Annotated in this window: 13 protein-coding genes; 6 read left to right on the top strand and 7 right to left on the bottom strand. The window is 68.6% G+C overall.

The features are described from left to right. Positions 1–303: 303 nt before the first annotated feature. Both RIN43_RS06895 and RIN43_RS06890 read right to left on the bottom strand, forming a co-directional pair. Positions 304–1323 carry a MerR family transcriptional regulator gene (locus tag RIN43_RS06895; protein WP_309128163.1) on the bottom strand — a complete coding sequence of 340 codons (1020 nt, stop codon included), beginning with the start codon at positions 1321–1323 and terminating at the stop codon, positions 304–306. Between the two features lie 89 nt (positions 1324–1412). Next, the gene (locus RIN43_RS06890) at positions 1413–2573 is read right to left on the bottom strand and encodes an ROK family transcriptional regulator (protein WP_309128162.1); all 1161 of its coding nucleotides are present in this window, start codon (positions 2571–2573) and stop codon (positions 1413–1415) included. Between the two features lie 118 nt (positions 2574–2691). Here RIN43_RS06890 and xylA point away from each other — a divergent pair, with 118 nt between their 5' ends. Both xylA and xylB read left to right on the top strand, forming a co-directional pair. After that, positions 2692–3882: a xylose isomerase gene (gene xylA, locus RIN43_RS06885; RefSeq protein WP_309128161.1), complete on the top strand. Its 1191-nt coding sequence runs from the start codon at positions 2692–2694 to the stop codon at positions 3880–3882. Between the two features lies 1 nt (position 3883). Beyond that, a complete protein-coding gene (xylB, locus tag RIN43_RS06880; RefSeq protein WP_309128160.1) occupies positions 3884–5266 on the top strand; it encodes a xylulokinase in 1383 nt (460 codons plus the stop codon). A 33-nt stretch (positions 5267–5299) separates the two neighbouring features. Here the strand turns inward: xylB and RIN43_RS06875 are convergent, their stop codons facing one another. The 5 genes from RIN43_RS06875 to RIN43_RS06855 are packed head-to-tail and all read right to left on the bottom strand — an operon-like array spanning position 5300 to position 10829. Then, entirely contained in the window at positions 5300–6481 is a 1182-nt protein-coding gene (locus RIN43_RS06875) for a thiolase family protein (protein ID WP_309128159.1), read from the bottom strand. Continuing rightward, positions 6481–7671 (bottom strand): bifunctional 2-methylcitrate synthase/citrate synthase, encoded by a 1191-nt coding sequence (locus RIN43_RS06870; RefSeq protein ID WP_309128158.1) that lies wholly within the window; start codon positions 7669–7671, stop codon positions 6481–6483. Before RIN43_RS06870 ends, RIN43_RS06875 begins: the two co-directional genes overlap by 1 nt. Before the next feature lie 43 nt (positions 7672–7714). Continuing rightward, complete coding sequence (gene prpB, locus RIN43_RS06865) at positions 7715–8626, bottom strand: methylisocitrate lyase (RefSeq protein WP_309128157.1); 912 nt, start codon at positions 8624–8626, stop codon at positions 7715–7717. After that, positions 8626–10155, bottom strand: a complete 1530-nt coding sequence (locus RIN43_RS06860; RefSeq protein ID WP_309128156.1) for an MmgE/PrpD family protein — start codon at positions 10153–10155, stop codon at positions 8626–8628. The genes prpB and RIN43_RS06860 overlap by 1 nt, the downstream gene beginning before the upstream one ends. After that, positions 10152–10829 (bottom strand): GntR family transcriptional regulator, encoded by a 678-nt coding sequence (locus RIN43_RS06855; protein WP_309128155.1) that lies wholly within the window; start codon positions 10827–10829, stop codon positions 10152–10154. The genes RIN43_RS06860 and RIN43_RS06855 overlap by 4 nt, the downstream gene beginning before the upstream one ends. Before the next feature lie 183 nt (positions 10830–11012). On the opposite strand from RIN43_RS06855, the gene RIN43_RS06850 reads away from it, so the two are divergent. Genes RIN43_RS06850 through RIN43_RS06835 form a run of 4 tightly spaced genes read left to right on the top strand, consistent with a single transcriptional unit; the run spans position 11013 to position 13294 of the window. Beyond that, positions 11013–11369: a PadR family transcriptional regulator gene (locus tag RIN43_RS06850; RefSeq protein WP_309128154.1), complete on the top strand. Its 357-nt coding sequence runs from the start codon at positions 11013–11015 to the stop codon at positions 11367–11369. Between the two features lies 1 nt (position 11370). Beyond that, entirely contained in the window at positions 11371–11742 is a 372-nt protein-coding gene (locus RIN43_RS06845; RefSeq protein ID WP_309128153.1) for a DUF1048 domain-containing protein, read from the top strand. Then, positions 11739–12530, top strand: a complete 792-nt coding sequence (locus tag RIN43_RS06840) for an ATP-binding cassette domain-containing protein (protein ID WP_309128152.1) — start codon at positions 11739–11741, stop codon at positions 12528–12530. Before RIN43_RS06845 ends, RIN43_RS06840 begins: the two co-directional genes overlap by 4 nt. After that, the gene (locus RIN43_RS06835) at positions 12527–13294 is read left to right on the top strand and encodes an ABC transporter permease (protein ID WP_309128151.1); all 768 of its coding nucleotides are present in this window, start codon (positions 12527–12529) and stop codon (positions 13292–13294) included. Before RIN43_RS06840 ends, RIN43_RS06835 begins: the two co-directional genes overlap by 4 nt. The last annotated feature ends 50 nt before the right edge of the window (positions 13295–13344 follow it).

Genomic DNA, 13344 nt, shown 5'->3' with positions numbered 1-13344 from the left:
TTGGCACAGTGATCAGGATAGTCGGCGGGCAGACGAAATACTAGGGACACCAACTATCTGTCGACCCCGCCCAGCTCGACCCGCTCGTCGGCTCGCCTCCGCCCACCCGATGGGGCCGCCTCGCAGATGTTCCAGCCGCGTTCACCGACGCGTCACCTTGCGCAGGTACAACTGTCTCTGCGCGGAAGAGACTCAGACCGGATCGGGTGCTGCCGAGATCTCCGCGCCGCGGTGAGCGATGCTCCCGCCGCGGTCACGGACCGCGAGACCCCCGCCGAATCGGGTCGGCGGGGGTCTCCTTCGTCAGTCTTCGATGTCGACGACCACGATTGCATGGTTGTCGGGCTCTCCGGCCTCATGCACCGCTGCCATCGTCGCCGCCACCGCGGCGTCGGCATCGCGCTCCGTCAGCAGCGCGCTCAGCTCGGCCTCGGAGAAGAGGGCGTGCACGCCGTCCGTCGTCAGCACCAGCCGGTCTCCCCGCCGGACCGTCGTGCCGATGACATCGGGATCCGTCGAGGTCCCCGAGGTGAGCGCCCGGTTGAGCATCGCACGACGAGGATGCAGCCGCGCCTCCTCCTCTGACAACCTGCCTTCCTCGACCAGAGCAGCGACCTCGGTGTGGTCTGTGGTCAGCTGGCGCAGCACGCCATCGCGCAGCAGCCACGCGCGCGAATCGCCGAGATGCGCGATCGTCGCGACGTCGCCGCGCAGAGAGATCGCCGTGAAGGTGCTCCCCCGCGCTTCACCGCCGATCTCCGCCGCGCACTCCGCGGCCAGCAGATCCCACCGCTCGGCGCTGATCGGCTGCGGCTCGGCGGCCAGCAGGTCGACGAACCGGCCGCTCACCGCCGGCGCGCCGCCGAAGCCGTCGGCGACCGCCCACAGCGCATCGGCGATATGAACGGCGTCGAGCTGCTCGGCTCTTGCGCCCAACCCGAGGGCGTGAGCGACACGGGTACCAGGGGTGCGTGCAGTCGTCATGGTGCTCTCCTTCGATCGAAGGTCGGCGATGAGGGCGAGAACCTGGGTGCGCCGTGAGCGCAGGTCGGCCTCGGTCTGGCGCCAGAACGCAGTGACCTCGGCGGCGACCGCGGCGTGTGGAAGGGCGAGCGCCACCCGGATGCGCTCGAGTGGCATGCCGACACGACGCAGCGCCGCGATCAGGCGTGCGGCTTGCAGCTGATCGGCCGCGTAGTACCGGTAGCCGTTGCGCTCGTCGACTTCAGCCGGACGCAGCAGGCTCAGATCGTCGTAGATGCGCAGAGCCTTGGGCGTCAGGCCTGCAGCTCGGGCGAAGTCGCCGATCGACATGAGTTCCATGCGTTCCCTCTCATCGCGTCGGCGACCTTCGCCGACACCGCAACGGTGGTGTCTCCCCCCGGGGCAAGGTCAAATACGGCTCTTGCTCATCAGCCGAGCGGGTCGGCGAGCAGGCGGTCGAAGGCCGCGTCGGCGGCCCCGATGAGCAGCCGATCAGCGGCGAGCGCCGCAGACGAGAGCAGCACGCCCTCTCCAGACGCCGCCAGTGCGCGCCGGCTGACCTCGCGGTCGAATCCGTCTGCGTCGGTCTCGCGGAGCACGCCCAGGAATCCGGCAAGCACGATCATCGACGGGTTCAGCACGGTGACGGCATTGCCGAGGGTCGCGGCCAGGATGCGGCGCTGGCGCGCGACCTCCTCGGCCGTCTCGACCGCGCCGGGTGCGGTGAGCGCCTCTTCGAGTCGGGCGTCGTCCGCATTGTGCAGGCCGGCGGATGCCAGCAGCCGCGCGCGATTCACCTCGTCCTCGAGCACGCCGCCCTGGACCCGGCGATCAGCCGGGTCTGAGAAAGCCGCAGCCGTCTGCCCCCACTCGCCCGCATACCCGCCCGCCCCGCCGATGAGCCGTCCGTGCAGGATCAGCCCGCCGCCGATCCCGCTCGCGCCGCCGTTCAGGTACACGATGTTCTCGTGCTCCTGCGCAGCGCCGAACGTCCTCTCAGCGCGAGCGCCGAGCGAGGCGTCGTTGCCGACGGTGACGGGCAGGCCGAGGGCGGTCGCCAGAGGACCTGCGATGTCGGCGTCCCGCCACTCCAGGTGCGGCGCCAGACGCACGAGCCCGTCGGCTGTGCGCACCAGACCGGGCACGGCGACGCCGGCCCCGATGATGCGGCATCCCGCGAGCGCGCCATCCCGCCACCCCGCCACCACCTGCGCCACCACCTCGACGACCTCGGCGATGCCCGGCTTGTCCGCGTCGATGCGCGTGCGCTCACGCACGCGACCGCCCAGTGACACCGCACCGATCTCTATCGCGTCGATCTCGGGATTGACGCCGACCGCCAGAATATCCCGGCTCGGCGCCACGATGGGCGACGGCCTGCCGACGCGGCGGGTGGGATCGGGATCGCGTTCGTCGACGAGCCCCGCACTCACGAGCCTGGCGACGAGGTCGGACACGGTCGAGCGGTTCAGGCCGGTCTCCGCCGTGAGCGCGGCGCGTGAACGGGGTCCGCCGTGATGCACGAGTCGCAGGACGTCGCCGAGGTTCGCGCGACGGACGCCTTCGATCGTCGTGGCGCGTTCGATCATCCCGCCCTCCCGCCGCTGTGAGTCTTCAGGCTACCGACCGCTCCAGCGATGCACGACGGACGCCTGTGATATGTTTGACTCTACAACAATTCATCGACGACGCTGAAGGCTGATCATCATGGCACCCACACCCACCAGGGCCGACCGGTTCTCGTTCGGTCTTTGGACCATCGGCTACAACGGCACCGATCCGTTCGGCGGCCCGACCCGACCCGCGCTCGACGTGGTCCACGCCGTCGAGAGACTCTCGGAACTCGGAGCGTACGGCCTGACCTTCCACGACGACGACCTGTTCGCCTTCGGCTCGACGGATGCCGAGCGGCAGAGCCAGATCGACCGCCTGAAGCGGGCCATGGCCGACACCGGCATCGTGGTGCCGATGGTCACCACGAACCTCTTCAGCGCACCGGTCTTCAAGGACGGCGGATTCACCTCGAACGACCGCGGGGTGCGCCGTTTCGCGCTTCGCAAGGTGCTGCGAAACATCGACCTCGCCGCCGAGCTGGGTGCGAAGACCTTCGTCATGTGGGGCGGTCGCGAGGGTGCGGAGTACGACTCCGCCAAGGACATCCGCGCAGCCCTCGAGCGCTATCGCGAGGCGGTCAACCTCCTCGGCGACTACGTCACCGACAAGGGCTACGACATCCGCTTCGCCATCGAGCCGAAGCCGAACGAGCCGCGCGGTGACATCCTGCTGCCCACCCTCGGGCACGCCATCGCCTTCATCGATTCGCTGGAGCGGCCCGAGTTGGTCGGCCTGAACCCGGAGGTCGGTCACGAGCAGATGGCGGGGCTCAACTTCGCGGCGGGCATCGCTCAGGCGCTGTACCACGGCAAGCTGTTCCACATCGACCTCAACGGCCAGCGCGGCATCAAGTACGACCAGGATCTCGTGTTCGGCCACGGCGATCTGCACAACGCCTTCGCGCTCGTCGATCTGCTCGAGAACGGCGGCCCCGGCGGTGTGCCCGCGTACGACGGCCCACGGCACTTCGACTACAAGCCCAGCCGCACCGAGGACGAGGCGGGCGTATGGGAATCGGCCGCGGCGAACATGCGCATGTACCTGCTGCTGAAGGAGCGCGCCGCGGCCTTCCGCGCAGACCCCGAGGTGCAGGAGGCGCTGGCCGCCGCCAAGGTCGCAGAGTTGTCGCAGCCCACGCTGGGCGAGGGCGAGAGTTACGAAGACCTGATCGGCGACCGCAGCGCGTTCGAGGACTTCGACGCCTCCGCCTACCTCGGCGGGCACGGCTTCGGCTTCGTGCGGCTGCAGCAGCTGGCGACGGAGCATCTGATGGGCGCTCGCTGACGTGAGCCTCGTCATGGGCGTCGACTCGTCGACGCAGTCGTGCAAGGTCGTCATCGTCGATACGTCGACGGGTCACCTGGTGCGCTCAGGGCGCGCGTCGCACCCCGACGGCACCGAGGTCGACCCCTCCACGTGGTGGGAGGCGCTGCAGGCCGCAATCGCGGATGCGGGTGGCATGGACGACGTCGAGGCGTGGTCGATCGCCGGTCAGCAGCACGGCATGGTCGCCCTCGATGCGCAGGGCCGGATCATCCGTCCTGCGCTGCTGTGGAACGACACGAGATCGGCCGATGCCGCCGCCGATCTCATCGACGAGGTCGGCGCGATGCGGTTCGCCGAGCGCACCGGGGTCGTACCCGTGGCCTCGTTCACCGCCGCCAAGCTGCGCTGGCTCGCCGATCACGAACCGGGCGACGCGGGACGTGTCGCCGCCGTGGCGCTGCCGCACGACTGGCTGACGTGGCGGCTGCGCGGATTCGGGCCGGAGAACCCCGCCCTGGAGGAACTCATCACGGATCGCTCCGATGCCAGCGGCACGGCCTACTGGGGCGAGGGCGGCTACGATCTCGACATCCTCTCGCAGGCCCTGCGTCGTGAAGCCGCGGCGGTGGCACTGCCCCGCGTGCTCAGCCCGGACGAGTACGTGACGGATGCCGATGGGCGACGAGTCGCACCCGGTGCCGGTGACAACGCCGGCGCCGCCCTCGGTGTCGGGGCGCACAGCGGCGACGCGGTGGTGTCGATAGGCACCAGCGGCACCGTGTTCGCTGTGACCGATCGTCCGGTGCGCGACGCGACGGGGACGGTGGCGGGATTCGCGGATGCCGCAGGGGGCTGGCTTCCGCTCATCGCGACCCTCAACGCCGCTCGCGTCCTGGACGCGGCGGCCGATCTGCTCGGTGTGGGGCACGACGAGCTGAGCGCCCTGGCGCTCACCGCCTCGCCCGGCGCAGGCGGGCTGGTGATGCAGCCGTGGTTCGAGGGCGAGCGCACCCCGAACCGCCCTGATGCCACGGCGACACTGTTCGGCATGACGCTGGCGAGCACCACGCGCGCGAACCTCGCCCGCGCGGCGATCGAAGGCGTGCTGTGCGGACTCGCCGAGGGCCTCGCCGCGATCCGAGCCCAGGGCGTCGAGACCCACCGCATCCTTCTCATCGGCGGCGGCTCCCAGAGCGCGGCGGTGCGCACGATCGCGGCGCAGGTGTTCGACCTGCCCGTCGTCGTTCCCGAACCCCGCGAGTACGTGGCACAGGGTGCGGCCGTTCAGGCCGCCTGGGTGCTCTCCGGTTCACGACCGGGCTGGGAGACGGGCTCGACTGCGCCCACGGGCGGGGAGAGCAATCCGGTCATCCTCGAACAGTACCGCCGGCGGCTGCCGTAGTCAGGACCGCCCTCGTAACGTCACCGCGAGACCTCATCCCCTCTTCAGCAGTGCGGCCAGCGCCTGGCCCCCGCCGATGCACATCGTCACGATGGCGTACTCCTCACCGGTCCGCTGTAGCGTGAGCGCGGCGCGCACCGTGAGGATCGCACCGGTCGCCCCGACCGGATGCCCGAGAGCGATCGCCCCGCCGTAGGGGTTCGTCCTCTCGGGATCGAGCTCGGCATCGCGGATCACCGCGAGCGCCTGAGAGGCGAACGCCTCGTTCAACTCGACCGTCGACACGTCGGCGGGCGTCAGCCCTGTCTGAGCGAACAGCTTCCTCAGCGCGAGAGTCGGCGCGTAGCCCATGATCTCGGGCTCCAGCGCCGCGGTGGTCACGGCCTCGATCGTGGCGAGCACAGGAGCACCTTCGGCCCGCGCGTCGGCCTCGCGCATGAGCACGGTCGCCGCTCCGCCGTCATTGATCCCGGAGGCGTTGCCGGCGGTGACGGTGCCGTCCTCGACGAAGGCGAACTTCAGTTCCGCGAGAGCCGCCAGTGTGGTGTCCGGTCGCGGATGCTCGTCCTTCGAAACCCGAACGGGTCGGCGACCCGAGGTGGTGACGTCCACGATCTCCTCGGCGAACGCCGTCTGCGCGGCATCCGTCGACGCCCTCCGCTGGGATTCGAGCGCGAAGGCGTCCTGCTCCTCGCGCGTGATGCCGAAGCGGTCCGCGACGTTCTCGGCGGTGACGCCCATGTGCCGGTTCGAGAACGGATCGGTGAGCATCGCGATCGTGCCGTCGAGCAGCTGACGGTGTCCCAGCCTGTCGTTGAACCGCGCGTCGAAGTCGTAGAACGGCATCCGGGTCATGTTCTCGGCGCCGCCGGCGACCACGACGTCCGTGCTGCCCCACAGCAGCTCCTGCGCTCCCGACCAGATCGCCTGCAGGCCGGAGCCGCACAGCCGGTTCACCGTGAAGGCGGGGGTGTTGACGTCCAGTCCTGCCTCGAGTGCGATCCTGCGCGCGATGTAGGCGTCGCCTGCGACCTGCCCGATCGTGCCGATGACGACCTCGCCGACGCGGGCCTGGTCCACCCCCGAACGGCGCAGCGCCTCGACGACTGCGACCGCACCGAGTTCATGCGCTGGTGTGTCCCTGAACGCCCCGCCGAACCGCCCGACCGGCGTGCGTGCACCGGAGACGATCGCGACCTTCTGCCGGGCGGTCATCAGCTCGCCGCCTCCTCGGGCCGCTCCAGCACCTCGATGGCTGCGGTGTCGGGCTCGTATTCCTCGATGTGACGCTCGTCGGGGCCGTTGTACGCCGAGAGCGGCCGGATGAGCGCGTTCGACGACTGCTGCTCGGCGATGTGCGCCGTCCAGCCGGTGATACGCGCCGCGATGAACAGCGGGGTGAAGGTCAGCGTGTCATAGCCGATGAGGTTGTATGCCGGGCCCGACGGGTAGTCGAGGTTCGGGTAGATGCCCTTGCGCGAGACGAACTCGCTCTCGAGCGTCTCGTACAGCTCGGCGACATCGGGGCGGTCATAGTGCTCGACGAGACTGTCGAGCGCGGCCTTCATCGTCGGCACCCTCGAGTCGCCACGCTTGTAGACACGGTGACCGAAGCCCATGATCTTGCGCTTCTCGGCGAGCGCCCTGTCGAGCCAGGGCACCACCTGGTCGGCCGAGCCGATCTCATCGAAGATGTGCATCACGGCCTCGTTCGCCCCGCCGTGCAGCGGGCCCTTCAGCGCGCCGATCGCGCCGACCACGGCTGAGTAGAGGTCACTGAGGGTCGACGTGATGACCCGCGCGGTGAACGTGGACGCGTTGAACGAATGCTCCGCGTACAGGATCATCGATCGGTTGAAGGCGTCGACGACGACCGGCTCCGGGTCCTCGCCGAAGGTGAGCCAGAGGAAGTTCGCGGCGTAGTCGAGATCGTCGCGCGGCTCGATCGGTTCCAGGCCGCGTCGGCGGCGCTGACCGTACGAGACGATCGCGGGCAGCGCGGCGAACAGCTTCAGACTGCGGTCGAGGTTCTGTTCGGGAGTGCCGACGGCGTCGAGCACGTTGCCGGAACCGGCCGTCTCGATCGCGCCGATGACGCTGACGGCCGTACGCACCTCGTCCATCGGATGCGAGTCCAGAGGCAGCCGGTCGATGGCCTCCTTCACCTCCGGGGCGAGCGCGCGATTCGCACGCTCGGTCGCGCGGAGATCGGCGAGCTGCTCCGGCGTCGGCAGTTCACCGTGCCAGAGCAGGTGCGCGACGGCCTCGAACGGCTGCGTCGCGGCCAGTTCCTGCACGGGATAGCCGCGGTAGAGCAGGCTGTTCGTCTCGGGGTTGACCTTGCTGATCGCGGTCTCGTCTGCGACGACCCCGGCGAGGCCCTTCTTGATGTCGCTGTCAGCCATTCCGTGCTCCTTCGTCAGGTACGTTCCGTCTTGCTTCACCCGCTCAACGAGCGGAGGATCGTTCGATCGTGAAGTTGAAGACCCCCGAGTCGAACCGGTTGTAGGACTCGTAGTCGATCAGGTCGTAGAGGTCGGCGCGGTGCTGCATCTCGCCCAGCCTCGAGGTCAGATGCCCCTCGTCGTTCAGCGTATCCAGCGCACGCCCCGCTGCGCCCATGGCGATGCGCAGAAGCGAGACCGGCCAGATGACGATGTTCACACCGACGTCCCGTAGCTGGGCTGCCGAGAACAGGTCGCTCTTTCCGAACTCGGTCATGTTCGCCAGGATCGGCACGTCGACCGCATCCCGGATGGCCGCGAACTCGTCGAGCGACCGCATGGCCTCGGGGAAGATCGCGTCGGCTCCGGCATCCACCAGCGCCTTGGCACGGTCCTTCGCCGCCTCGAGACCCTCGACGGCGGCGATGTCGGTGCGCGCCATGATGAGGAAGTTCTCGTCGCGACGCGCGTCGACGGCGGCCCGGATGCGCTTGAGCGCTGTCTGCTCGTCGACGACAGCCTTGCCGTCGAGGTGCCCGCACCGCTTCGGATTGATCTGGTCCTCGATGTGCGCGCCGGCGAGCCCGGCATCCTCGAGTGTCTGGATGGTGCGGGCGACGTTCATCGGTTCACCGAAGCCGGTGTCGGCGTCGATGATGGCCGGCAGCTCGGTCATGCGGGCGATCTGCTGCCCGCGTCCGGCGACCTCGGTGAGCGTGGTCAGCCCGATGTCGGGCAGGCCGAGGTCGGCCGAGAGCACCGCCCCTGAGATGTAGACGCCTTCGAACCCCTTCTGCTCGATGAGCCGCGCGCTCAGGGGATTGAACGCACCAGGGAATCGCAGCAGCTCGCCCGAGGCGAGACGCTCACGCAACAGCCGCCGCTTCTCGTGCGCAGGGGTGGACGAGTACAGCATCAGAACAGCCCCTTCGGCGCCTCGGGCGCCGACGCCAGCACGCCGGGTCTGGCGACGATCGACAGCTCGGCCACCTCAGCCGCCGTCAGCTCGGGAAGACGCTGCACGAGCGCCAGGAAGCGCTCGATCTCGGCGGCGTCCAGCACGGGGTCGGCCAGGATGCGGAACTTGCGGATGTACTCCTCGCGACCGAACGGACGCGCCCCCAGCGGATGGGCGTCAGCGACGGCGATCTCGTCGACGATGGTCTCGCCGTTCGCGAGCGTGATCACCACTCGTCCGCCGAACGCCTTCTCGTCAGGGTCGACCGAGTGGTAGCGACGGGTCCACTGGGCGTCCTCTGCCGTGGTGATCTTCCGCCACAGCTCGACGGTGTCGGCGCGTCCGGCGCGTTCGGGGGCGTAGGAGTCGACGTGGTGCCAGGTGCGGTCCTGCAGGGCGACGGCGAAGATGTACGGGATCGAGTGGTCGAGGGTCTCGCGCGATGCCTTCGGGTCGTACTTCTGCGGATCATTCGCGCCCGAGCCGATCACGTTGTGCGTGTGATGGCTGGTGTGGATCACGATGCTCTCGACGTTCGCCGGATCGCTCAGCTCGGGGTGCTCGGTACCGAGGCGACGCGCCAGGTCGATCAGCGCCTGCGCCTGGTACTCCGCCGAGTGCTCCTTCGTGTAGGTGTCGAGGATCGCTCGCTTGGCCTCGCCCTTCGCGGGCAGTGGCACGTCGTAGGACGCGTCTTTGCCGTCGAGCATCCACGCGATCACGCCGTCCTCGCCCTCGTAGATGGGCGACGGCGAGGTCTGGCCGCGCATGGCCCTGTCCACCGCTTCCACCGCCATCTTCCCGGCGAAGGCCGGTGCGTGAGCCTTCCACGTGGAGATCTCGCCCTTGCGGCTCTGCCGCGTGGCGGTGGTGGTGTGCAGCGCCTGGCCGACTGCCTGGTAGATCGTCTCGGCGTCGAGGCCGAGGAGCGTGCCGATGCCGGCGGCGGCCGACGGACCGAGGTGGGCGACGTGGTCGATCTTGTGCTTGTGCAGTGAGATGGCGCGCACCAGGTCGACCTGGACCTCGTAGCCGGTGGCGATGCCGCGCACGAGCGCGCGGCCGTCGCACCTGGCGTGCTGCGCCACGGCGAGGATCGGCGGGATGTTGTCTCCGGGGTGCGAGTACTCGGCCGCGAGGAAGGTGTCGTGATAGTCGAGCTCGCGCACGGCGACGCCGTTCGCCCACGCCGCCCACTCGGGGCTGGTGCGCTCGGCGAGCTTCGCGCCGAACACCGTTGCCCCGTCGCCGCCAGTGGACACCGGGTGCGAGAAGGCCTGCGCGCGTGCGGCCACGATCGGCGCACGCGTGAGGGATGCCGCCGCGACCGAGGCGTTGTCGATGATGCGGTTGATGATCATCTCGACCACCTCACTCTCGACCTCCACGGGGTCGACGGCGACCTCGGCGATCCTCCAAGCCAGCTGCTGCTCGCGAGGAAGCTCCTCTTCGCTGCGGTAGACGCGGACGTGATGGGTGAGGGTCATTTCGTTCCTTCCGGGAGCGAGCTCTGCTGATCCAGAGACGCGAGGATGCTGGCGAGCGCGTTGTGCAGATGCACGTGCGTGGCGTGGGCGGCGAGGTCGGAGTCGCGCGCCGCGAGGGCGCGCGCGATGAGCAGGTGCTCGGATGCGGATGCCGCCAGCCGCTCCGGCTTGTCGCGCGCCATCCTGCGCACCCTTACGAGATGGGTGCGCACCGTGCGCAGCGCGGAGGTGAGGTAGTCGTTGCCGTGCGAGACGTCGAGTTGGGCGTCGAGCCGGGCGATCAGGGCGTAGTAGGCGTCACGGCCCTCGGCACGGCTCAGGTCGACGTGCTCGAACCCGTCGGCGAGCGCGGCGAAGGCGGCCGCGTCACCGCGCAGCGCGGCCAGCCGGGCCGATGTCTCCTCGAGGGCACGGCGGATCTCGAAGAGCGCCCTGATGTCGCCGGCGTCGAGGCCCGCGACGACGGTCACGCGCGGAGACTGCTGCACGACCAGGCCGTCGGCGGCGAGCCGCCGGAGTGCTTCGCGTAGCGGTGTGCGGCTGACGCCGAGCCTGGCCGCCTGCTCCACTTCGGCCAGCACGGCGCCGGCCGGCAGGGAACCCGACTGGATCTCGTCGAGCAGAACGGCATAGGCGCGGTCGCTCGCGCGGATCGGCTCGACAGCAACGGTCATGACCTCAGCGTATACACAAAACCATCCTTGGGCGACCCTTTATGGAATTCGATGTCATCTACGTATACATAATCTTTTCTGATTCAGGGCTTGCGCTCCAGCTACTCAGTAGTACTATGTAGTGGTAGTCAACATCACTGAGTACTAGTAGCCAGCATCACTGAGTAGCGAGTGGAGATCGCGATGGGAAAGCAAATGACCGAGATGCTCAAGGGCACTCTCGAGGGCATCGTGCTCGCACTGCTCGCCGGCCGGGCCGCATACGGATACGAGATCACCACGCAGCTGCGCGAACGGGGCTTCGAGGAGATCGCCGAGGGAACCGTGTATGCGCTGCTCGTGCGGATCGAGCAGAAGGGCCTCGTCGACGTCGAGAAGGTTCCGAGCGAAAAGGGACCGCCTCGCAAGGTCTTCACGCTGAACACGCAGGGCGAGCAGGAGCTCGCGGAGTTCTGGAGGACGTGGACCTTCCTCACGGAGCGCATCGAGCAGCTCCACACCCCGAACAACACCGAGAACACCTCTGAAGGAGATAACTGACATGGCCGCAAAGTGGATCGAAGCGCTGACCGGATCGCTCGAGCAGAAGAAGCAGTACAAGAACGCCAAGGCGCGGATCGAAGCGCTGAACGAACCCCACCGCTCCGCGGCGAACGCCATGCACCGGTATCTGCTCCATTACGGGGGCGTCACCGACGGCGACACCCTGGTGCAGATGTTCGTCGACCTCGCCGACCTTTGGGAGCGCGCGGCGATCGACGGCACGCCCGTGAGCGACATCGTCGGCGACGACCCGGTCGACTTCGCCGAGACGTTCGCGCAGTCGTATGGCGGCGCGCGCTGGATCGATAAGGAGCGCACCCGTCTCATCGAGGCGATGGAGGGTGCGAAGAAGAAGGAGAACCGCTCATGACCACCCCGACGATCTCGGTGCGCGGCATCGAGAAGTCCTACAAGGATCTGAAGGTGCTGCGCGGAGTCGACTTCGACGTCGAGCGCGGCAGCATCTTCGCCCTGCTCGGCTCGAACGGTGCAGGCAAGACCACCATGGTGCGGATCCTCGCGACGCTGCTCAAGGCGGACGCGGGCACGGCATCCGTGCGCGGTTTCGACGTGGCGGCGGAACCGCTCAAGGTGCGCGAGTCGATCAGCCTGACGGGCCAGTTCGCTGCCGTCGACGAGATCCTCTCGGGGCGCGAGAACCTCGTGCTCGTCGCCAAGCTGCGCCACCTGCCCGACCCCGGTCGGGTGGCGGACGACCTGTTGAAGCGCTTCCGCCTCACCGAGGCGGGCGCCCGCAAGGCGGGCACCTACTCCGGCGGTATGCGCCGACGGCTCGACATCGCGATGAGCCTGGTGGGCGACCCCGAGGTCATCTACCTCGACGAGCCGACCACCGGCCTCGACCCCGAGGCGCGAATCGAGGTGTGGGAGGTCGTCAAGGAGCTCGCGGGCAACGGCACGACGGTGGTTCTCACGACCCAGTATCTCGACGAGGCCGAGCAGCTCGCCGACCGCATCGCGATCCTGCACCAGGGGCGCATCATCGCGAACGGTACTCTCGCCGAGCTCAAGCAGCTGCTGCCGGCCGCGAAGGTCGAGTACGTCGAGAAGCAGCCGACCCTCGAGGAGATCTTCCTGGCGCTGGTCGGCCCGTCGACCACACCGGCGGCAGAGGACGAAAGGAAGGATGCAGCATGAGCACCCACTTCATCGCCGACACGGCGACACTGACCGGCCGATCGATGCGGCACATCTTCCGCAGCGCCGACACCATCATCACCACGGCGGTCACCCCGATCGCGCTGATGCTGCTGTTCGTGTTCGTCTTCGGAGGGGCCCTGCGGCAGAGCATCGGATCGGAGAGCTATGTGAACTACCTGCTCCCCGGCATCCTGCTCATCGCGATCGCCTCCGGTATCGCGTACACCGCGTTCCGTCTGTTCACCGACATGCAGGGAGGTGTCTTCGAGCGCTTCCACTCCATGCCGATCGCGCGATCCAGCGTGCTGTGGGCGCATGTGCTCACCTCGCTCGTCGCGAACGGCATCACCATCGCGATCATCTTCGCGGTCGGGTTCCTGATGGGCTTCCGCACCGGCGCAGGACCGCTCGAGTGGCTCGGCGTGATCGGGATCCTCGGTCTTTTCACGCTGGCGCTCACCTGGCTGGCCATCATCGCGGGCCTGTCGGCGAAGACCGTCGACGGTGCGAGTGCGTTCTCGTACCCGCTGATCTTCCTGCCGTTCATCAGCTCGGCGTTCGTTCCCACCGACACGATGCCCGGGCCGGTGCGCTGGTTCGCCGAGAACCAGCCGGTCACCTCGATCGTCAACACGATCCAGGCGCTGTTCGCCGGCGAGCCCGTCGGCGGCGAGATCTGGGTGGCGCTGGCCTGGTGCGTCGGCATCCTCGCCGTCGCCTACGCCTTCGCAATGCGCGCCTACCGGCGGCGCATCGGTTGAGCGCCCGACCGCGAAGCGCGCCTCGAAGCCCCGGATGCCGACCTCGGTCG

Origin of the sequence: Microbacterium sp., assembly GCF_031178445.1 — a bacterium.
GTDB lineage: Bacteria > Actinomycetota > Actinomycetes > Actinomycetales > Microbacteriaceae > Microbacterium.
Note: the sequence above shows the minus strand (reverse complement) of the source record. Positions and strands in the feature narration are given on the sequence as shown.

Coding starts and splice junctions, on each gene's coding strand:
- RIN43_RS06855 (WP_309128155.1), bottom strand. CDS start 10,829: ATGACCGTTGCTGTCGAGCCGATCCGCGCGAGCGACCGCGCCTATGCC.
- RIN43_RS06850 (WP_309128154.1), top strand. CDS start 11,013: ATGGGAAAGCAAATGACCGAGATGCTCAAGGGCACTCTCGAGGGCATC.
- RIN43_RS06860 (WP_309128156.1), bottom strand. CDS start 10,155: ATGACCCTCACCCATCACGTCCGCGTCTACCGCAGCGAAGAGGAGCTT.
- RIN43_RS06840 (WP_309128152.1), top strand. CDS start 11,739: ATGACCACCCCGACGATCTCGGTGCGCGGCATCGAGAAGTCCTACAAG.
- xylA (WP_309128161.1), top strand. CDS start 2,692: ATGGCACCCACACCCACCAGGGCCGACCGGTTCTCGTTCGGTCTTTGG.
- RIN43_RS06890 (WP_309128162.1), bottom strand. CDS start 2,573: ATGATCGAACGCGCCACGACGATCGAAGGCGTCCGTCGCGCGAACCTC.
- RIN43_RS06895 (WP_309128163.1), bottom strand. CDS start 1,323: ATGGAACTCATGTCGATCGGCGACTTCGCCCGAGCTGCAGGCCTGACG.
- RIN43_RS06845 (WP_309128153.1), top strand. CDS start 11,371: ATGGCCGCAAAGTGGATCGAAGCGCTGACCGGATCGCTCGAGCAGAAG.
- RIN43_RS06870 (WP_309128158.1), bottom strand. CDS start 7,671: ATGGCTGACAGCGACATCAAGAAGGGCCTCGCCGGGGTCGTCGCAGAC.
- RIN43_RS06875 (WP_309128159.1), bottom strand. CDS start 6,481: ATGACCGCCCGGCAGAAGGTCGCGATCGTCTCCGGTGCACGCACGCCG.
- prpB (WP_309128157.1), bottom strand. CDS start 8,626: ATGCTGTACTCGTCCACCCCTGCGCACGAGAAGCGGCGGCTGTTGCGT.
- RIN43_RS06835 (WP_309128151.1), top strand. CDS start 12,527: ATGAGCACCCACTTCATCGCCGACACGGCGACACTGACCGGCCGATCG.